Annotated in this window: 18 protein-coding genes and 2 tRNA genes; 15 read left to right on the top strand and 5 right to left on the bottom strand. The window is 68.4% G+C overall.

Annotation, left to right across the window (positions count from 1 at the left end; genetic code table 11):
- The first annotated feature begins 105 nt into the window (after positions 1-105).
- The 7 genes from LVB77_RS21245 to LVB77_RS04095 all read left to right on the top strand — a co-directional run bounded on the left by LVB77_RS21245 (position 106) and on the right by LVB77_RS04095 (position 4,982).
- Positions 106-228 carry a hypothetical protein gene (locus LVB77_RS21245; RefSeq protein ID WP_255700564.1) on the top strand — a complete coding sequence of 41 codons (123 nt, stop codon included), beginning with the start codon at positions 106-108 and terminating at the stop codon, positions 226-228.
- A gap of 415 nt (positions 229-643) precedes the next feature.
- Positions 644-718 (top strand) — tRNA-Tyr (locus LVB77_RS04120).
- A gap of 1 nt (position 719) precedes the next feature.
- Positions 720-785, top strand: a tRNA-Gln gene (locus tag LVB77_RS04115).
- 383 nt (positions 786-1,168) lie between these two features.
- Positions 1,169-2,296 carry a slipin family protein gene (locus tag LVB77_RS04110; protein ID WP_232908947.1) on the top strand — a complete coding sequence of 376 codons (1,128 nt, stop codon included), beginning with the start codon at positions 1,169-1,171 and terminating at the stop codon, positions 2,294-2,296.
- A gap of 103 nt (positions 2,297-2,399) precedes the next feature.
- Positions 2,400-3,206: a hypothetical protein gene (locus LVB77_RS04105; RefSeq protein ID WP_232908946.1), complete on the top strand. Its 807-nt coding sequence runs from the start codon at positions 2,400-2,402 to the stop codon at positions 3,204-3,206.
- A 72-nt stretch (positions 3,207-3,278) separates the two neighbouring features.
- The gene (locus LVB77_RS04100) at positions 3,279-4,493 is read left to right on the top strand and encodes an RtcB family protein (RefSeq protein WP_232908945.1); all 1,215 of its coding nucleotides are present in this window, start codon (positions 3,279-3,281) and stop codon (positions 4,491-4,493) included.
- Positions 4,494-4,745: 252 nt separating this feature from the next.
- Complete coding sequence (locus tag LVB77_RS04095; RefSeq protein WP_232908944.1) at positions 4,746-4,982, top strand: hypothetical protein; 237 nt, start codon at positions 4,746-4,748, stop codon at positions 4,980-4,982.
- A gap of 36 nt (positions 4,983-5,018) precedes the next feature.
- Here the strand turns inward: LVB77_RS04095 and LVB77_RS04090 are convergent, their stop codons facing one another.
- The gene (locus LVB77_RS04090; RefSeq protein WP_232908943.1) at positions 5,019-5,930 is read right to left on the bottom strand and encodes a DMT family transporter; all 912 of its coding nucleotides are present in this window, start codon (positions 5,928-5,930) and stop codon (positions 5,019-5,021) included.
- A 95-nt stretch (positions 5,931-6,025) separates the two neighbouring features.
- On the opposite strand from LVB77_RS04090, the gene LVB77_RS04085 reads away from it, so the two are divergent.
- The 4 genes from LVB77_RS04085 (at position 6,026) to LVB77_RS04070 (ending at position 10,214) form a co-directional block, all read left to right on the top strand.
- A complete protein-coding gene (locus LVB77_RS04085) occupies positions 6,026-7,444 on the top strand; it encodes a PLP-dependent aminotransferase family protein (RefSeq protein WP_232908942.1) in 1,419 nt (472 codons plus the stop codon).
- Between the two features lie 89 nt (positions 7,445-7,533).
- Positions 7,534-8,352 carry a hypothetical protein gene (locus tag LVB77_RS04080; protein WP_232908941.1) on the top strand — a complete coding sequence of 273 codons (819 nt, stop codon included), beginning with the start codon at positions 7,534-7,536 and terminating at the stop codon, positions 8,350-8,352.
- Positions 8,353-8,426: 74 nt separating this feature from the next.
- Positions 8,427-8,996, top strand: coding sequence for a nucleoside 2-deoxyribosyltransferase domain-containing protein (locus LVB77_RS04075; protein WP_232908940.1), 570 nt, complete (start codon positions 8,427-8,429; stop codon positions 8,994-8,996).
- Between the two features lie 72 nt (positions 8,997-9,068).
- Positions 9,069-10,214, top strand: a complete 1,146-nt coding sequence (locus LVB77_RS04070) for a DUF2235 domain-containing protein (RefSeq protein ID WP_232908939.1) — start codon at positions 9,069-9,071, stop codon at positions 10,212-10,214.
- 298 nt (positions 10,215-10,512) lie between these two features.
- Here LVB77_RS04070 and LVB77_RS04065 read toward each other — a convergent pair whose 3' ends face one another.
- Positions 10,513-11,208: a glutathione binding-like protein gene (locus tag LVB77_RS04065; RefSeq protein ID WP_232908938.1), complete on the bottom strand. Its 696-nt coding sequence runs from the start codon at positions 11,206-11,208 to the stop codon at positions 10,513-10,515.
- Positions 11,205-12,197, bottom strand: coding sequence for a haloalkane dehalogenase (locus tag LVB77_RS04060; RefSeq protein WP_232908937.1), 993 nt, complete (start codon positions 12,195-12,197; stop codon positions 11,205-11,207). Before LVB77_RS04060 ends, LVB77_RS04065 begins: the two co-directional genes overlap by 4 nt.
- Before the next feature lie 230 nt (positions 12,198-12,427).
- Between LVB77_RS04060 and LVB77_RS04055 the strand changes: the two genes are divergently transcribed.
- Positions 12,428-13,468 (top strand): lipid A deacylase LpxR family protein, encoded by a 1,041-nt coding sequence (locus LVB77_RS04055; protein ID WP_232908936.1) that lies wholly within the window; start codon positions 12,428-12,430, stop codon positions 13,466-13,468.
- Between the two features lie 208 nt (positions 13,469-13,676).
- Here LVB77_RS04055 and LVB77_RS04050 read toward each other — a convergent pair whose 3' ends face one another.
- Complete coding sequence (locus LVB77_RS04050; RefSeq protein WP_232908935.1) at positions 13,677-16,016, bottom strand: proprotein convertase P-domain-containing protein; 2,340 nt, start codon at positions 16,014-16,016, stop codon at positions 13,677-13,679.
- A gap of 644 nt (positions 16,017-16,660) precedes the next feature.
- On the opposite strand from LVB77_RS04050, the gene LVB77_RS04045 reads away from it, so the two are divergent.
- Complete coding sequence (locus LVB77_RS04045) at positions 16,661-17,065, top strand: DUF3224 domain-containing protein (RefSeq protein WP_232908934.1); 405 nt, start codon at positions 16,661-16,663, stop codon at positions 17,063-17,065.
- Positions 17,066-17,109: 44 nt separating this feature from the next.
- On the top strand, positions 17,110-17,787 hold the full coding sequence (locus LVB77_RS04040; RefSeq protein WP_232908933.1) for a YoaK family protein: 678 nt from the start codon (positions 17,110-17,112) through the stop codon (positions 17,785-17,787).
- A gap of 15 nt (positions 17,788-17,802) precedes the next feature.
- Here LVB77_RS04040 and LVB77_RS04035 read toward each other — a convergent pair whose 3' ends face one another.
- Entirely contained in the window at positions 17,803-18,786 is a 984-nt protein-coding gene (locus LVB77_RS04035; RefSeq protein ID WP_232908932.1) for an NAD(P)-dependent oxidoreductase, read from the bottom strand.
- A gap of 160 nt (positions 18,787-18,946) precedes the next feature.
- Between LVB77_RS04035 and LVB77_RS04030 the strand changes: the two genes are divergently transcribed.
- Positions 18,947-19,564: a trimeric intracellular cation channel family protein gene (locus tag LVB77_RS04030; protein WP_232908931.1), complete on the top strand. Its 618-nt coding sequence runs from the start codon at positions 18,947-18,949 to the stop codon at positions 19,562-19,564.
- Positions 19,565-19,616: the final 52 nt, after the last annotated feature.

Below are 19,616 nucleotides of genomic sequence, written 5' to 3'. Positions count from 1 at the left end.
CAGACCGTTCGTGAGGCGACGAACGGTCTTGCAACTATTTTTTTACGAGCGTAATGTGCGCCACCTCGGCCCAGCGCGGCCACACACCGAATCCGATCTTCCGCCATGAACGTCTTCAACGACATCGCCAAAACGCAGCAGCCGCGGCCCCAGCGCCACGGTATGAGCGTGCGCGCGTCGGACGACATCGGCCGCTGCATCGAAGCGCTGCTGCGCACTCCACACTGACCTTGCCTACGCGGAAGGTCGGTGACCCCGACCTTCCGAGGAACGCGAACGCCCTCGGACTCGACACCCGGGGGCGTTTTGTTTTCGGCGTACGCGAAGGATCGTTGCACTGATGTTTTTCCCTTGAATTCAGCGGTTTCCAGCCGGCCCCGAAGCATCCGCGCGCATGCGCGCCGCAGGGGCGATGCCGTCGAGGCGCCGCGAGGCGCTGTGTCCGGATGCTTCGGCACGGGCGGTGCGGCGGGCGACCGCAACGCATAGGGCGCTTGCGCCCGCACGAATTGGCGTCTGGCGACAGACGCCAATGCGAAACATCGGACGAAGGTTCCGCAGCGGCACGGGTTCGCATCCCGTCCGGTGCGCGCGGCCCTGCCGTGGCGTATGCCGCGGAGCCCGAGACGGTGTTTCTAAAACGACGGCGTTAGCTCAGCGGCAAGAGCGGCGGACATAGGTTCGCAGGTCGCCGGTTCGAGCCCGGTACGTCGTGCCATGGATAGCTCAGTCGGTTAGAGCATCGGATTTTGGTTCCGAGTGTCGCGGGTTCGATTCCCGCTCCAAAAACTGCCTGTCACGCAGTCGGTGATGCCGGGGACGCGAGTCCCCACCCGGAAACGCCCCTTGCGGCGTTGCCAACGAAACCGCGCCACGGCGCGGCGGAGTACGCAACGCCGCAGCGGCGACGACGCCGGACCCGCGCCCGCGAGGCGACGGCCCGCGGCGATCGGTCGAACGCGATGCAACACGGTCGCGAACGACCCCGCCACGGATGCCGCGCCAGGCGCGCACGGGTTCCGCGACGCCGCCGTCGGGGGCGCTTCCACCCCATTCCGCTTGCGGTCGTCCGACCGCGGCAAGCATGCAGCGCGCGACGACACGATCCGGTCGCGCGCCGTCCCCTACGACCGGATCGAACCCGCAGAACAAGCAAGGAGAAACCATCATGTTCTGGACCCAGCGGGTCGTGGTCGGCGACGCCGAGCGCGCCCTGATCTACCGCAACCGTCGCTTCGAGCGCGTACTGAGCCCGGGCGTGCACCGCGTGAGCGGCTGGCGCGACCGCGTCGAAGTCGTGCTGCACGACATCGCCAAGCCGGAGTACTCGGGCAAGGACACCGACGTGCTGGTGGCCGCGCTCGGCGCGCGCCTGGACGAGCACTTCGTGCTGGCCGACATCGGCGTCGACCAGGTCGGCCTGGTGATGAAGAACGGCAAGCTCGAGGACCTGCTCGCACCGGGCAGCCGCAAGCTGTACTGGAAGGGCCTGGTGGCGATCGAGATCGTCGCCGCGACCCTGTCGCCGGGCCTGGAGATTCGTTCCGAACTCAGCCAGCGTCTGCGCCAGATCGGTTTGCTCGATCGCATCGCGTTGTCCATCACCGTGCCCAACGAATCCGCCGGCCTGCTCTACGTCGACGGCAAGTTGGCGCGCACCTTGGGCGCCGGCAGCTACGCCTTCTGGAACTTCCAGAAGAACGTCGCCGTCGAGCTGGTCGAGCTGCGCGTGCAGTCGGTGGAAGTGTCGGGCCAGGAGTTGCTCACGCGCGACAAGGTATCGCTGCGCGTGAACCTGGCAGCCAGCATGCGCGTGACCGACCCGGTCGCCGCGCGCAGCAAGGTCGCCAAGTACAACGACTACCTGTACCGCGAGCTCCAGTACGGCCTGCGCAAGGCGGTCTCGGCCAAGACCTTGGACGAACTGCTGGGCGACAAGGCTTCGCTGGACGCCGACATCTTCGGCTACGTGCGCGGTCAGGTGAGCGAGCTGGGCATGGAAGTGCTGGGCGTGGGCGTCAAGGACGTGATCCTGCCGGGCGAGATGAAGGAAATCCTCAACAGCGTCGTGCAGGCGGAAAAGTCGGCCCAGGCCAACGTGATCCGCCGTCGCGAGGAGGCCAACGCCACGCGCAGCCTGCTCAACACCGCCAAGTTGATCGAGGACAGCCCGACGCTGATGCGCCTCAAGGAGTTGGAGGCGCTGGAGAAGGTCACCGAGAAGATCGACAAGCTCACCGTGTTCGGCGGCCTGGACGGCGTGCTCAAGCAGGTGCTCAGCCTCAAGAGCGGCTGAAGGCGTGATCCGTGGAATCCCGGATGACGACTCGGCCGTATCAACCAACGAGAACGCCGCCCCCGAGGGGGCGGCCATCGCATCCATTCCAACGGAAACCCTTATGCGTAAGGACATGTACAAAGTGATCGTGGAACGGCCACGGCGCGGCGGCAGCTACAACGCCGAACGCCAGCCGCCCCTCGATCCGGAGGATCAACCGCAACGCGAAAGCCTCAAGATCCGTCATCGCTCGCGCAAATGGCTCAACGAAAACCTGCGCCCCCTGGAACGCTACCTGCACGCGCAGGTCGGCCGCCTCTGGGACCGCGTGTATTCGGAGATCTGCGCAGGCATCGACCGCCGCAACACCGTGCAGCAGCATATCCACCAGCACCTGGACGATTTCGTCGTGGTGCGGACGGTGGCGATGCACGGCGCGCTCTACTACGAACGCGGCTGGCGCGGCCTGCAGCCGCTGGACGGGCCATGGGCGCCCAAGCTGTACGTGGATCCGCACAGCGGTCTGCTGCTGGACAACCATGCCGCGGTCGAAGCCAAACGCGAACTGCGACGCCAACGCGCCGCCGAACGCGCCAAGCCGGCGTTCCCGGATCGGCGGCCGCTGGACGACTCGCACCAACTGCACCGCATCGACGGCATCTGGTACGAGGTCGAACTGGCGGAACTGCCGCGACCCGTGGCAGGACCGCCGGTGTACGGAAAGCGCGGGCCGACGCTGCGGATGCCCTACGACGTGATCGCCAAGGCACCGGCGCGCTGGGCCGGAAAGCCCTGCGGCCACCGCGGCTGCAATGCCTGCCGGCCCTACGGCCGCGCCGGCGTGTACGCGCGCAGCAAGCGCCAGTTGAACCGGCACGAGCTGCAGCGTCATGGCTTGAGCAATCGCGATGGCGAACGCCTGCACTGAACGGACCTAGCATCACAGGAAGCAACCCGGCGGCGTCGCGTCTATCGCGACGCCGCCGTTCAGGAGAAACCCATGAATCACTCATACGAATGGCTGCATGCGCCCGACACCACGCCCATCAAGGCTTGGGTGCGAGGCGTGCCGCTGGACGCTCAGGCGCACGCGCAGCTGCGCAACATCGCCGCCCTGCCCTTCGTCGGGCCCTGGGTGGCGGTGATGCCCGATGTGCACCTGGGCAAGGGCGCGACCGTGGGATCGGTCGTACCCACGCGCGGCGCGATCGTGCCGGCCGCGGTCGGCGTCGACATCGGTTGCGGCATGGCCGCGGTGCGTACCACGCTGCGCGCCAAGGACCTGCCCGACAGCCTGGCTCTGCTGCGCTCGTCGATCGAGCGCTGCGTGCCGGTCGGCAACGGCCCCGGCGGCGACCATCGCAAGCGGCCGGACAGCATCGACACCCGGATCGCGCAATCGGGGCTGATGCCGCGTCTGGACGCGGTGCGCGCCCGCCATCCCAAGATCCGCTACGACAAGGTCGACAAGCAGTTGGGCACGCTGGGCGGTGGCAATCACTTCATCGAGATCTGCCTGGACGAGGCCGATGCGGTGTGGGTGATGCTGCATTCGGGCTCGCGCGGCACCGGCAACCTGATCGGCACCTACTTCATCGAGCTGGCGCGTCGCCAGCTGGAGAAGCGCGTGCTCGGTTTCCACCTGCCCGACAAGGATCTGGCCTTCTTTCTGGAAGGCGAGCCGCTGTTCGAGGACTACGTGGAGGCGGTGTCGTGGGCGCAGGATTACGCGCGCCACAACCGCGAGGCGATGATGGCGCGCGTGCTGCACGAGCTGCGGCAGCGCCTGCCGAAGTTCCAGCTGGAGAAGATGGCGGTCAACTGCCACCACAACTATGTGCAGCGCGAGCAGCACCACGGCGAGTCGCTGCTGGTCACCCGCAAGGGCGCGGTCAGCGCGCGCGAGGGCGAGCTGGGCATCATCCCCGGCAGCATGGGCACGCGCAGCTACATCGTGCGCGGCAAGGGCAACGCGGACAGCTTCCACAGCTGCAGCCACGGCGCCGGCCGCGTGATGAGCCGCACCCAGGCGCGCCAGAACATCACGCTCAAGCAACACCGCGAAGCCACCGCCCATGTCGAATGCCGCAAGGATGCGGCGGTGATCGACGAATCGCCCGCGGCCTACAAGTCGATCGACGCGGTCATGGCCGCGCAGACCGATCTGGTCGAGGTGCTGCATACGCTGCGGCAGGTGGTTTGCATCAAGGGATGAGGTCGGCCCCGCAGCTTGGGGCACCGCCTCGCAAGGGGCGGTTTTTTCGTTTCGCGGCCCGGCCGCGGACGCTTGCCGCGGCGTCGCAAGGCCGCCGTCCGTCGCAAATCCGGCATCGCATTCAGGGGCGAAGGCGAGTTTGAGACGGGGTGCGCGATTCGCCCCCTCGTCAGCGCCCGCCGGGTAACGGATAGTTAACCCACGGAGCGTATCGTCGTTCCGGCAGGGGCCCGCTCAAGGAGAGGTGGTGCCATGAACGATTTGGCATTGGATGCCGTATCGTCCCGCGCGACCTTGTCGCGCGAGGATAGAGAGCTCGCCGTCACCTACGGCATCGAAGCGCGCCAACACTATATTGGCCGTGCATGGTCGGACATACAGCATGATCTGGCGGCCGGATGGTCGCGTATTCGCGGCTACCGGCGCGCCGAATGGCCGGAAGTGGCCGATCACGTCGAAGCGGCGTGGCACGGCGCTATCCGGATTTGAACCGATAGCGCCGCGCGCGCCGGCAAACTTGCGAGTTCAGGCCTCGGCCGCGCGTGCGCGACGCGGCCACTGCCACTTCAAGTTCACGCCCAGCGTGCCCAGCACGATCAGCGCCACGCCCAGCCCTTGCACGCCGCTCAAGGTGCTGCCGTAGATCAGATAGTCCAACAGCAACGCGATCACCGGATAGACGAACGCGAGCACCGCGATCGTCACCACCGGCAAATGCGGATAGGACGAGTAGAACAGCACGTAACACACGCCGCTGTGGATCAGGCCCAGCCCCGCCAGCCAATACCAATGCGGGCCGGCATGCGCGACCGCGGCGTGGTCGGCGAACGGCGCCAGCATGATCACGCCGACCAGGCATTGAATCAGCACCACCGCGAACGGCCGCTCGCGGCTGATCCGGCGCGACAGGATCAGCGACGCCCCGCACAGCAGCGCGGCCATGAAGGTCAGTCCGACGCCGATCAGATAGCCGGCATCGGCGCTGCGCCACAACTTGAGCGGATCGGCCGAACACGCCACGCCGACGAACGCCAGCGCGGTCCAGGCCCAGTCGGCCGGACGCGTGCGCTCGCCGAAGAACAGCGCCGCCATCGCCAGCATCGCGAAGGGAAAGAAGTGATAGACCATGGTCGCCACGCCGATCGACGAGCGCGCCATGCCGGCGAACAGCGCGACCCAGTTCAGCACCAGCAGCACGCCGCTGACGATCGCGGCGCGGATCAGCGCCGGTTCGCGCCCCAGGCCGCGCAGGTGCCCGCGCGCCAAGCCCCAGGCGATCAGGAACAGGCTGCCGAAGACGCAGCGGAAGAACACGGTGGTGATCGCGTCCTGGCCGCTCTCGTGGGCGAACACGCCGACCGATCCGATCAGGATCTCGGCGACGAACAGGCGGATCAGCGCGTTGCGCGATTCGGCGGCGGTGGAAGTCGGGTTCATGGACGCAGGCTAGGCCCGCGCGCGCGACCGGTACAGATTCAGTTAGACTCAGTTTCGACCAGTACAGACTGCGCCCGCACCGCGCCGGAGGCCGCATGGCCAGCGAACTGCTCTACGAACGCCTGGCCGACCGCCTGCGCGGCCAGATCCAGCGCGGCGCCCTGCGCGCGGGCGAGCGGCTGCCGTCGCTGCGCCGTCTGGGCCGCGACCAGCGCATCAGCCTGGCGACGGCGGTCGAAGCCTACCTGCAGTTGGAGCGCGAAGGCCTGATCGAGGCGCGCCCGCGTTCGGGCTACTACGTGCGCGCGGCGGCCGCGCCGGCGCCGCGCGCCAGCGCCCACCGTCACGCGCGCACGCCGCAACCGATCCGCAATCCCGCCCTGCTCGGCGTGCTCGACGTGCTGGGCCGCTGCGATCTGATCTCGCTGCACGCGGCCACGCCCGCGCCGTCGCTGCTGCCGACCGCCGCGCTCGCCGCCGCGGCGTCGCGGGTGATGCGCCACAAGGCCCAGGCCGCGCTGAGTTACGCGGTGCCGCAGGGCCTGGCGGCGCTGCGCTCGCGCATCGCGCAGCGTTACGCGCAATGCGGGGTGGACGTGGACCCCGACGAGATCGTGATCACCGCCGGCGCGATGGAGGCGATCAGCCTGGCCCTGCGCACGGTCGCGCGCGCCGGCGACGTGGTGCTGGTGGAGACTCCGACCTATTACGGATTGCTGCAGGCCGTGGCCGAACAGGGCCTGCGCGTGATCGAAATCCCGAACCGTCCCGGCCAGGGCATCGACCCCAGCCGCTTGTCGGAACTGCTGGAGCGCCATGCGGTGCGCGCGGCGGTGCTGGTGCCCAACTTCAACAACCCGGTCGGCAGCCTCACCGGCGACGCCGACAAGCGCCTCATCGTCGCGGCCTGCGCCGCGCACGGCACGGTGCTGATCGAGGACGACCTGTACGGCGAACTGGCCTACTCCGGCGAACGCCCCAGTCCGCTGCGCCGCCACGACGAGGCCGGCGGCGTGATCACCTGCGGTTCGTACTCCAAGATCCTCGCGCCCGGCCTGCGCGTGGGCTGGGTGCTGGGCGGGCGCTGGGCCACGGCCCTACTGCGCGCGAAATGCTTTTCCACCGTCGCCACCTCGACGCTGTCGCAACTCACCATCGTGGAGTACATGGAACGCCACGATTTCGACCGCGGCCTACGCCGCCTGCGCCGCGAACTGGCGATCAACGCCCAGCGCTACCGCGAAGCGATCGCGCTGCACTGGCCGGCCGGCACCTGCGTGAGCGCGCCCGCCGGCGGCATGGCGCTGTGGCTGGAACTGCCGGCGCGGGTCGAAGGCCAGGCCTTGTTCGAGGCGGCGTTGGCGCGCGGCATCGGCACCCTGCCCGGCCATCTGTTTTCCAGCCGCGGCGACTACGGCCGGCACCTGCGCCTGAGCTGCGGCCAGCCCTGGAGCGAACCGGTCGAGCGCTCGCTGCGCACGCTGGGCGAGTTGGCCGCCAATCTCGCCCGCTGAAGATATCGTCGACGACACCGCCGACGCTGTCCGGCCGCCAATGCCGCCGGCGTTGGAGCATGAAGGAACCACCGCACAGGGAGTGCAGCATGAACATCGGCAACAACAATCTGGTCCTGAGCAAGTATCCGGCGGCGATAGAACAGCATCCCCACGCCAGGCGCGCGCTGTGTTTCGGCGATTCCTGGTTCCAGTACGTGCCGCACCCGACCGATCTCAACAAGCAGATCGCGCGCCTGTTCAAGAAGACCCTGTTCCTGCGCGAAGGCGTGGCCGGGCGCGACAGCGCGATGTGGAAGGCAGCGCTGCCGCGTATCCAGCGCGAGATCGGCACCTTCGGCTTCGACGCGATCCTGCTGTCCAACGGCGGCAACGACATCGTCGGCGAAGAGCTGCGCGAGTTCGTCAAGACCGCCGCGCAGCCGCAGTCCATCGGCTCCGGCCCCTGGGGCGAGATCCCGCCGGAGGTGTTCGACCACATCCGGCTGGAAACCTTCGAACACGCGCTGCGCTACGCGATCAAGGACATGAAGGAAGTGGTGCAGATGCGCGACCTGCTCTCGCGCGACACCATCATCTACGTGCACACCTACGACTACATCTTCCCCAGCGGCAAGCCGTTCAAGCTGGGGCCGTTCACGATGGGCCCGTGGGTAAAGCCGTTCCTGGACAACGTCGGCCTGACCGACCCCAAGGGCCAGCGCGTGCTCACCACCTGGCTGGTCGATCAGTTCGCGCGCGCCCTGCGCGCGTTCGTGTCGCAGAACGCCAACATGCGCCTGGTCGATTCGCGCGGCACGCTCAAGACCGCGTCGCAATGGGAGAACGAGATCCACCCGGTGGCCAGCGGCTTCGAAGCGATCGCCAAGAAGTGCTGGAAGCCGGCGCTGACCGGCGTGCTGGAGTGAACGGCGGCTCCCGCGCCTTGGGCTAAACTGAGGGCGCGCCCGATCGGCGCGCCCACCGTTTTTCCGAGGTCGCGATGAGGTCTTTGCTGCTGCGCTGTGTGCTGCTCTCGTCCGTGCTGGCCCCGGCCACCGGCGCATTCGCCGCCGAACCGGCCGCGCGCGCGGCTTCGATAGTGGTGAAGTCGCCGCAGGCGCTGCCCGACGACGACCGCCTCAAGGTGTTCCTGGCCGGCAGCATCGACATGGGCGGCTCGGAGAACTGGCAGGCGCGCGTCGAGCAGGCGCTGGCCGACGAGGGCGTGGTGCTGCTGAACCCGCGCCGCGACGACTGGAATCCGGCCTGGAAGCCCTCCGCCACGGAACCGGAATTCCGCAAGCAGGTCGAGTGGGAACTGAGCGCGCTCAACCGCGCCGACGTGATCCTGATGTACTTCGCGCCGGCCTCGCAAAGCCCGATCACCCTGCTGGAACTGGGCCTGCATGCGCCCTCGGGCAAGGTCTTGCTGGCCTGCCCGGAAGGCTACTGGCGCAAGGGCAATGTCGACATCACCGCCGACCGCTACGGCGTGCCGCGCTACGAATCGCTGGACGCGCTGATCGCCGGCGTGCGCCAGCGCCTGGCCGAACTTCGGCGCCAGCGCTGACGACACGCGCGGCCGCGTCGCAGCCCGTGCGATGACGGACCGTCATACTGGTCGACCCACGCGAGGCCGTTCATGACCGCACCGCGCAACATCGTCATCTGCCTGGACGGCACCAACAATTCCCCCGCCGCCGCGCGCACCAACGTGCAGCGGCTGTACCGCATGATCGAAAAGGGACCGCAGCAGGTCGCCTACTACCAGCCCGGCGTGGGCACGCTGGAGCCGATCGGGGTCATGGGTTCGCTGCGCCGGCGTGCGCTGATGCTGCAGGACTCGGCCAGCGGCTGGATGCTGCAGCGCCACGTCTGCGCCGCCTACCGGTTCCTGTCCGACGTCTACCGCGACGGCGACCGCGTCTACATTTTCGGCTTCAGCCGCGGCGCCTATTCGGCGAGGGTGCTGGCGGCCATGCTCAACACCGTCGGCCTGCTGCACGCAGGCATGCACGAAATGGTCGCCTTCGCCTGGCGCACCTACACCCGGCTGCCGCCGTTCGGCGCCTGGCGCGGCGGCCCGGCGCGGCGGCAGCGGGCGATGAGCGAATACTTCCGGCGCATGCACGGCTTCCGCAAAAGCTATTCGCGTCCGGTGCCGGTGCATTTCCTGGGCCTGTGGGACACGGTCAGCTCGGTCGGTGCGCCGTGGCTGCCGCGCGTGTACAGCCACACCGCCAACAACCGCGGCGTGGCCACGGTGCGCCACGCGATGGCGCTGGACGAGCGCCGCGGCAAGTTCGTGCAGAACCTGTGGAGCACCGAACCGCACCGGCACCAGGACGTGCGCGAGCTGTGGTTCGCTGGCAGCCATGGCGACGTCGGCGGCGGCTATCCGAACGGTCGCCGCGGCGAGCTGGCGCGCATTCCGTTGGCGTGGATGCTGCGCGAGGCCCAGGCCGCCGGCCTGCGTATCGAACCGGTGGCGCACAAGGACGCGGCGCTGCCGGATTTGAACGACGCGGCGCAATGGCGCAAGCACGCGCAGGCGCCCGCGCACGACGAACTGAGCCACTGGTACTGGCGCCTGCTGGAATGGTTGCCGATTCCGTTCTCCAGCCAGGATGCCGAAGGCGTATGGACCCGGCGCTGGCGCCCGCACCGTTCGCGCCCGCGCACCCTGCGCGCGGGCGCGCTTGTGCACGAGAGCGTGTACGAGCGCATGCGGCTGGACGACGCTTACCGCCCGGTCAATCTGCGCGAGGACGCCACGCCGGCCTCGTAGCTGCGCGACACGCGCGGTGTCGCGTCCGTTTGACCGCGCTGCGACGCCGCGCCAAGCCGGCTCTTCGCGCAGCGGTCTGCCTCGTCAGCAAAGGGGGCTGCTTGGGCTTACTTCCGCCAGAGCAAGAGCAAATCCTCCCCCCGCCCTCCTTTTTCAAAGGAGGGAGCCAGAAGCCCAGCGGTGGGTTTCGAATGGCTCCGCACACCCACCCCTCGCCGACCAGTCTCCCCCTTTGAAAAAGGGGGATTAAGGGGGATTTGCTTTTGGCGTTGGCTCTTGCCCACGCCAAAGCTAAGACCTACCGCTGCGGCGCCCCCTGCCCAAACAACACCCGTCGCTCCTCTTCGCTCACCTTCGTATCGGGCGCATACGACTGCGGCGCCGCTTCATAGGTACGCAATACCGCCGGCCGTTGCGCCATGGCTTCGAACCAGCGCCGCAACTCGGGGAAATCCTCCAGCGACTGTCCGTGAGAGGTGTGCGGCACGATCCAGGGATAGCAGGCCATGTCGGCGATCGAGTACTCGCCGGCGATGTAGTCGCGCCCCGCCAGTTGCCGGTCGAGCACGCCGTAAAGACGATGGGTCTCGCGCGTGTAGCGGTCGATCGCGTAGGGCACTTTCTCCGGCGCGTAGATGTTGAAGTGACCGATCTGTCCCGCCATCGGCCCCAGTCCGCCGACCTGCCAGTACAGCCATTGCAGGGTCTGCGCGCGGGCGCGCACGTCGGTGGGCAGGAAGCGGCCGGTCTTCTCGGCCAGGTACTGCAGCATCGCGCCGGATTCGAACAGGGTCAGCGGCGCGCCGCCGTCCGCCGGCGCGTGATCGACCAGGGCCGGAATCTTGTTGTTGGGCGAGATCTTCAGGAACTCGGGCTCGAACTGCTCGCCCTTGCCGATGTTGACGGGTATCAGGCGGTGCTCGATTCCGGATTCGAGCATGAACAGCTTGAGCTTGAGACCGTTGGGCGTGGGCCAGAAATACAGGTCGATCATGAGGGAACTCCGGTATGGGGTAAGGCGGTCTCGCGGGTGTCGATGCCGCTTGCTTCGATGCTGCGCGCTTTGCTGTCTCGGATCTTGCCACCGCGGGCTGCGCGCACCTCGACGACGAAATCGCGCAGCGCGCGGCCGATCTCGTCGGGCGCATCTTCCTGCACATAGTGGATGCCGGGCACCGTGATTTCACGCTGGTTGGCCCAACTGCGGCAGAAGTGGCGCGCGCGGCCGGTCAGCAGCGCGCCGGGCTCGGCGTTGACGAACAGCTTGGGCAGCGGGCTCCAGGCCAGCCATTGCGCGTACGCCTCGACACGCTCGGCGACGTCGGCCGGGCTGCCGTCGATCGGCAGTTCGCGCGCCCAGACCAAGGTCGGCGCGCGCGCGGCCGGTTCGCGGAACGGCGCGCGATAGGCGTCCATCTCGGCCTCATCCAGGGTCCGCAGGATGCTGCGCGGCAGTACCTGTTCGACGAAGAAATTGTTTTCGTGGACCAGGCGCTCGCCGTCCTCGCCGCACAGGGCACGGAACAGTCGGTCGCGGCCGTCGGGGAAATCCTCCCAGCGCCGCGGTTGCACCAGGGCCTCCATGTAGGCGATCGCCTGCACGCGTTCGGGATGGCGGCGCGCCCAGTCGAAGCCCAGCGCCGAGCCCCAGTCGTGCAGCACCAACACCACGCGCTCCAGCGCCAGCGCGTCGAACCAGGCGTCGAGGTGGCGCGCATGGTCGGCGAAACGGTAGCCGCCGTCCGCGCTCTCGCCGCTGCCGCCCATGCCGACCAGATCCGGCGCCAGGCAACGGCCCAGATCGTCGACATGCGGAATCACGTTGCGCCACAAATAGGACGAGGTCGGATTGCCGTGCAGGAACACGATCGGATCGCCGCGGCCGCTATCGACATAGCGCATGCGGGTGCCCAGCAGCGCGAGCTCGCGGCGCGGATGCGGGTCCTGGGCGGAGATAGTGGACGTAGGGGGCGAGACGATCATGATTAAGGTCCGGGCCTGTGGGGGACGGTCAGGCTAGGTCCGCGCTGGTTCCGCGATAAGGTCCAGATTCCCCGAATCGGGTGGGTCCAGCGCTCCATCATGGACCGCTGGCGCGCGCGGCGGCGTGCGCGAATGGGACGCAGCGTCGCGCCGGCGTCGGCTGCGAGGCGCTGCCGGCGTCCTCATCTGTGCCCGGCCACGCGAGCTTTCTCGCCGAATCCGACACCGCCATGCCCCGCATCGCCCTGCTGCTGTCCCTGCTGCTCGCCGCCGGCGCCGTCCAGGCCGACGAGCGCGACACCTGCGTCACCGGCCACACCCAACTGCCGCCCACGGTGAACTTCCGCGTCGACAACGACTTGTTCGGCGGCCAGGACCAGGGCTACAGCAACGGCGTGCAGCTGACCCTGGTCTCGCCCAATCTGGTCGATTACACCGACGATCCCTGCCTGCCGCGCCTGGCGCGCTGGATCAACCGCCACGTCAGCGCGCTCACGCCGGAAGGCTTCGAGCAGCAGAACATGGTGGTGAGCTTCGCCCAGGGCATCTTCACTCCCACCGACTACAGCCGCCGCGATCTGATCGAGGACGACCGGCCTTACGCGGGCGCCCTGCTCGCCAGCCTGGGCTACAACGCGCGCAACGGCGACGAGCTGCGCACCACCCAGCTGCAGTTCGGCATCGTCGGCCCTTCCGCTTACGGCAAGCAGGTCCAGAACGAGGTCCACAAGCTGCTCGGCGACGAGACCTTCCAAGGCTGGGACCATCAGCTACACGACGAACCGGTGCTGCGCCTGGTGCACGAACGCATGCGCCGCTACTCGGCGGGCGACGAAGAAAACGGGCCTTGGGGTTGGGATGCGATCACCCACTACGGCGGCAGTCTCGGCAACCTGGCCACGTATGCCAACGCGGGTGCGGAATGGCGCTTCGGCCGCCATTTGCCCGACGACTTCGGCAGCACGCCGCTGCGCCCGGCCGGCGAGAACACCGCGCCTACGCGCCAGCACCGCGGCAACCGCTTCGGCGCGCATCTGTTTCTGACGGTGGACGCGCGTTGGGTGCTGTACGACATCACCCTGGACGGCAACACCTTCCGCGACAGCCACAGCGTCGACAAGCGGCCTTTCGTCGCCGATGCCGGTTATGGGCTGGCCTTCATGTACGGACGCTGGAAGTTCGCGCTGGCGCGCTATCACCGCAGCCGCGAATTCGAGGGGCAGAAGCAGACGCCGGTGTTCGGCAGCTTCACGATCAGCCGGTCGCTTTAGGGCGGCTTCGCGTCGGGTAAGAGCCAGAGCATTCGCGCGTTGCGCTCATCCCCTCACCCTAACCCCTCTCCCGCTTGCGGGGTGAGGGGCGGTGTTTGCGAGCCATCGGCTCGCGCCGCACCGAACGCCCGACCGCTGCGCGGTCGGGCCGGGGTGTGGGTTGGGGTGAGGGCAGCGCGGCGCCACACCAGCGCCCGCAGCCCTCATCTCAGAACGTCACGCTCCAACTGTCGATCTTGCCCACGTCGCTGCCGGCATTGTCGTTCACGCGCAGCTTCCAGGTGCCGTTGAGCGCTTCACTCGACAAATTCAGCGTCACCGTCTTGTTGACGTTGTCGGCGCTGCCGCCGGTGCGGTTGTGGAGGTTGTAGAGCGAGCCGTCCGGCGCCACCAGGTCCACCTTCAAATCGCCCTGGTAGGTGTGCACGATCGCCACCGTCACCGAGGCGTTGCTCGGCGCGTTGCCGCTGCGGCCGGAGACCGTGATCGGGCTGTCGACCGTGGCGTTGTCGTTGATCGTGTAATCGGCGGTGTTGCTGTAGGTCTGTACGCCGCCGCCGCTGACCGTGACCGTCGCGGTCTTGCTGTGGCTGGCGCCGCCGTTGTCGGTCACCGTCAGCGTCACCGTGTAGCTGCCGGCGGCGGCGTAGGTCTTGCTGGGATGGGTCGCGGTCGAAGTGGTGCCGTCGCCGAAGGTCCAGCTGCGCGCGACGATGCTGCCGTCGCTGTCGCTGGAACTGTCGGTGAAGTTCACGCTCAGTCCGCTGGCGGCGGCGCTGAAGTTCGCCACCGGCGGGACGTTGCCGCCGCCGGCGTAGCTCAGGCTGAGCTTGGGCGCCGATGAGCCCTCGCGCGAACTCCAGTCCACGCCGTCGATCACGCCGGAGGCGCTGACCAGGGCCAGACCGTGATTGGCGGCCGCGCCGGAGGCCCAGTCCTCGATCAACTGCACGCCAGCGGCGTTGAGCGCGATGGTCTGGGTGCCGGTGGCGCTGGGCGTGACCGTGCCCAGCTTGGTGCCCAGGGTCGCGCCGGCGAAGGTGGCATCGGCCTCGGTCCAGGCGGCATTGACCTGATAGAGGTCGTAAGCGCCGTTCGACAGGTTGCTGACGCTGAGCGAGACCGTCGCCGAGGTGATGTCCAGCCCGGCCGCGGCGCCGACGTTCCAGCCCATCAGGCCGCGCAGCTGCAGGCCGGCATCGTCGCCGTCGGCGTACAGCACGGCGCCGTTGTCGCGCGTGCCGTTGGATTTCACCGTGACGTCGCGCACCGCGTCCAGGGTCATGCTGTTGGCCGGCGGCGCGCCCTTGTTGCAGCTGCCGCTGAAATTGTCGGTGTAGCTGCTGCCGGCCTTGGGCACGAACTCACCGGTGTAGCCGGTGGCGGTGAGGCTGAGCTTGAGCACGCCGTGGGTGCTGGCGTTGCTGGCCTCCAGCAAGGGATGGCTGCCGTTGAGCCCGTAGAACGCGCGACCGCCGGTGCCGACCAGGACCTGGCGGATGCCGTCGCTGGCCGCGGCCTGGCTGGGATTCATCTTGCCGTAGCGCTGGTAGTTGTGGTCGTGGCCGACCAGCACCAGATCGGCCTTGGCCGCGTACAACCGGTCCCAGATCGGCTTCACCTGGCTGTAGCCGGTGTAGTTGCCGCGGCTCACCAGCGGATGGTGGAAATACGCGGCGGTGCAGGGCTTGGTGTTGGCGGCCAGGTCGTTCTGCAGCCAGGTCAGCTGGGCGCTGGCGACGCTGCCGCCGGACATGGTGTTGAGCGCGATGAAATGCCACTCGCCCACGTCCCAACTGTAGTAACCCTTGCTGCGGTCGCCGGCCGGACCGGTCTGCGCGCCGACGCCGTTGAAGTAGTCGAAGTAGCCGCTGGCGCCGCTGGTGTTGTACTCGTGATTGCCGGGCGTGGGGCTGGTCAGGGCCTTGAAGCGGCCCCAGGTCGGCGCGTAGCGGTTGTTGTACTCGCTCAGGGTGCCGCTGCTGTAGGCGTTGTCGCCGGCGGTGAACACCGCGGTCGGGTTGATCGCCACGATCAGGTCGGAGGTGCCGGCGCAGGCGTTGCCGCTGCTGTCGCAGATGTCGCCCGCGCCGGCCACGATCACCGGGCTGGCGGCCAAGGCACGCGTGCCGTAGTCGTAGCTGTCCAGCTCGTAACGGCTGTCGGGGTTGCCGAAGTAGGTCTGGATCTGCACGCAGTCGCCGCGCAGGGCGCGGGCGTGGAACGCGCGTCCGTTCCAATGCGCGCCCTCGAAGCTGTAGACGTCGCCGCCGGAGCTGCGAATCACCAGCGAGTCGTAGGGCTTGAGTTCCAGCACCTTGAAGCCAAGGCGTATCCATTTGGCGCCGGGCTTGCAGACCCGATTGCTGGGCGCGGCCAGCATCGAGGCGCCACGGTTGGGTCCGATCCGTTCGGTCAGCGCGTCATCTTCCGACAATTGCAGAGTGCGTTGCGCAGCGCCGGCGCTGGGTGCGAGCGCGAGCGCGGCGGCCAATGCGAGCGTACTGGTCGCGCCGCGGCGCAGCCTTTGCTGTTGGGTCTTGTTCACGGGAAGCGTCCTGGTTGATTCCATCGTGGCTGTGCGGCTCGCGCCGCGTGGCTGCGGTCTGGGCGATGCGCACTCGACGGGCACGGGCCCGGCCGGATACGCGGCTCCGATCGCCGCCGGATGCTGCGCGCCGGCGTAACGGATGGCAGTCCACCGGCGGCACGGCCCTTACGGGCCGCCGGTGCAATCGCAGCGCACGCGCCCCCCTGCGCCTGCATTGCGTGTTCGCGCCCCTCGCGGACTGCGCCGCTTGCGGGATCCTGCGACAACGCTGCGGATCATCGGCGGCTTGCGGCCGCGCAACTGTGGCCGACATCACAACGCGATGCGCGGCCGCGGCGTAATCGTTCGATTGCGCCGGCCATGATGTCGCAGATTTGTTGCAATCCGGTTTTAAGCTGAGGAATCCGCGCGGCGCTGCGTCTTCGGCCCGTCGCATGCAGCATTTTTGTGCATACGTCTTCGCGCGAGCGCCAGTCGGGCAGCGCGCCCGCGTTGCGCGAACCGCGGACCGCGCGCGGCGCGGCTCCTTATGTCGGCGCGCGCCGCGCAGCCGAATGCCGATCGCGGCGATTGACGCCCGCGCCGGCGGGAGCGAGCATCGCTGGTCGCGCGCGTTCCGCGCGCCCACGCAGGGACCGCCCATGAGCACGCAGATCCGCGGCGTCTTCGACGTCGAGATGATTCCGCAGCCGGCCGACGAAGCGGCGGCCGGCCGCTATATCGGTCGCATGCGCCTGGACAAGCGCTACCACGGCGAACTCGAGGCCGCCGCCCAGGGTCAGATGCTGGGCTTCCGCAGCGGCGTCGCCGGGTCTGCGGGCTATGTCGCGATGGAACGGGTCGAGGGCACGCTGGACGGCCGCCGCGGCAGCTTCGTGCTTCAGCACAGCGCGATCATGGACCGCGGCACGCCCGGGCTGAGCCTGCAGGTGGTGCCCGATTCAGGGGACGATGAGCTGACCGGACTGAGCGGTCGCATGGCGATCGACATCGTCGACGGCAAGCACCACTACGTCTTCGACTACGAGCTGCCGGCCGAGCCATGAGCGCAGCGCGCGCGCCGCACCCCGTCCATCCAGCGGAGCCCTGAGTGGGCCTGCAGCTGCCGCGCTGGGTCTGGCTGGGCGCGGGCTCGCTCGCCTGCGTCGCCGGTATGGTCAACGTGATCGGCTACCTGGGCTTCGAGCATCAGGCGATCACCCACCTCACCGGCACCACCTCGTTGCTCGCCTCGGCGCTGGTGGGCGCCGACGCGCGCGCCGCCGCGCATCTGCTCGGCATGATCCTCGCCTTCTTCGCCGGCGCCGCGCTTAGCGGCATGATCGTCCAGGACAGCGCGCTGCGCCTAGGGCGTCGCTACGGCCTCGCGCTGGCGATCGAATCGGCGCTGCTGTTCGCGGCCGTGCCGCTGTTCCATCGCCAGCAGATCCTGGGCGCGCTGCTCGCTGCGGGCGCCTGCGGCCTGCAGAACGCCATGGCCAGCACCTACAGCGGCTCGGTGGTCCGCACCACCCACCTTAGCGGCATGATCACCGACCTGGGCATCGGCCTGGGCCACGCGTTGCGGCGACGGCCGCTGTCGCGGCAGCGCATGTCGCTGAGCGCCCTGATCGTCGCGGGCTTCTTCGCAGGGGGAGTGCTCGGGGCGCTGTCGTTCCGCCGCTACGGCTACGACGCTCTGTACCTGCCGGCCCTGCTGACCGGCGCCACCGGCGTGTTCTACGCCTTGTACCGCCACCTGCGGCCGCCATCGATGCCGCAAGCCTGATCCGACGTCCGCCGCTCAATCCACCGGATACGGACCTTCGGCGTAGGCTTCGGCGTGGTAGCCCTTGCTGCCGATCGCGCGCGCCAGGTCGCTGCGCAGGTCCTCGCCCGCGGCCAGGCGCCGCAGCGCGTGCGCGAAGTCGTGCCGCGGGCGCCAGCCCAGCTCGGCGCGTGCGCGCTCGTTGACATAGACCCGCTCGATGCCGGGGAACATGCGCCAGCCGCGGCGCGCGTACTCGGCCGCATAATCGGGCGCGTAACGCGCGACCACCGACGGCGCGTCCTCGCGCAGTTGCAGCAGATCGTCGCGGGTGAACGGCGTGGTCGCGCTGATGATGTAACGGCCGAACCCGAGCGCCGGAGCGCGCGCGATCGCCAGCAAATGGGCATCGACCACGTCCTCGATGTCCACGCGCCGGTACAGCAGCTCGTTGGCCTTGATGTTGGCGTCTTCGAAGGCCTCGCGCGAGGACTTGAGGTCGTCTTCCTCGGGGAAGAAGCGCGAGGTGCGCAGGACGATCGTAGGCAGTCGCTGCTTGAGCTGGAACAGCTCGCACAGGCTTTCGGCCGCGACCTTGGTCGTCCCGTAGATGTTGCGCGGCACCGGTGTCACGTCCTCGGTGACCCAGGCCGCGGGCTCGCCCGCCGGCGGCGTCAGGGCGCGACCAAAGGCGCTGGTGGTGCTGGTGAACACGAACGCACCCACGCCCGCGGTGACCGACTCCTCCAACAGGTTGAGGGTGCCGGAGATGTTGGTGTCGACGAAATCCTGCCGGCTGTGGGTGGCCACATGCGGCTTGTGCAGGGTCGCGGTGTGCAGCACCGCATCGACGCCGCGCAGACAGCGCGCGACCAACTCGCGGTCGACGATGGAGCCGACCACGTCGGTGTAGGCCGACGCCGTCACGTCCAGACCGCGGGCCTCGTGGCCGTCGTCGCGCAGGCGGCGCATCAGCGCTTCGCCGAGGTGGCCGGCGCTGCCGGTGACCAGGATCTTCATGGGAGCGTTCCGCAAGGCGCGGGACGCGACGGCGTCCCGTGGACGGCATTGTCCCCCATCGCAGACGCCGCCGCCATGTGCGGCGGCCAAGATCGGGACGACGATGTCATCATGAACTCCACGGCCGCGCCGGTCGCGCGGCAGGAACGGAGCGTCGCCCATGTTGTTGCATATCGCCTATCTGATCGCGATCGCGGCCGAGGCCATGACCGCGGCGCTGGTCGCCGGGCGTCGCAACATGGACTGGCTGGGCGTGTGCGTAATCGCCTGCATCACCGCGCTGGGCGGCGGCACCTTGCGCGACGTGTTGCTGGGTCACCATCCGCTGGGCTGGGTCGAGCATCCGATCTACCTGGGCGTCACCATCGGCGCGGCGCTGCTGACCGCGGTGGTCGCGCCGATCATGCGCAAGCTGCGCACCGCCTTCCTGGTGCTCGATGCGCTGGGGCTGGTGGTGTTCACCATCATCGGCTGCAACGTGGGCATCACCATGGAACTTCCGGTGTTCATCGTGCTGATCAGCGGCATGATCACCGGCACCTTCGGCGGCGTGCTGCGGGACATGCTGTGCGGGCAGATCCCGTTGCTGTTCCAGAAGGAACTGTACGCCACGGTCTCGCTGTTGACCGGCCTGATCTACGTGGCCGCGCAACGCCTGGGCTTGAGCCACGACGGGGCCATGTGCATCGCGATGACGATCGGATTCACCGTGCGCATGTTGGCGATCCGCTATCACTGGGAAATGCCCAAGTTCGTTTACAAGGAAGATTGGGACTGAGAGCGCAATGCTCCACACCCGGCCGATACGCCGCCCGCAAGAGGCGGCGTTT

The organism is Lysobacter sp. 5GHs7-4 (assembly GCF_021284765.1).
In the GTDB taxonomy this organism is placed as follows: domain Bacteria; phylum Pseudomonadota; class Gammaproteobacteria; order Xanthomonadales; family Xanthomonadaceae; genus Lysobacter.
This window is presented reverse-complemented; position numbering and strand designations above follow the sequence as displayed.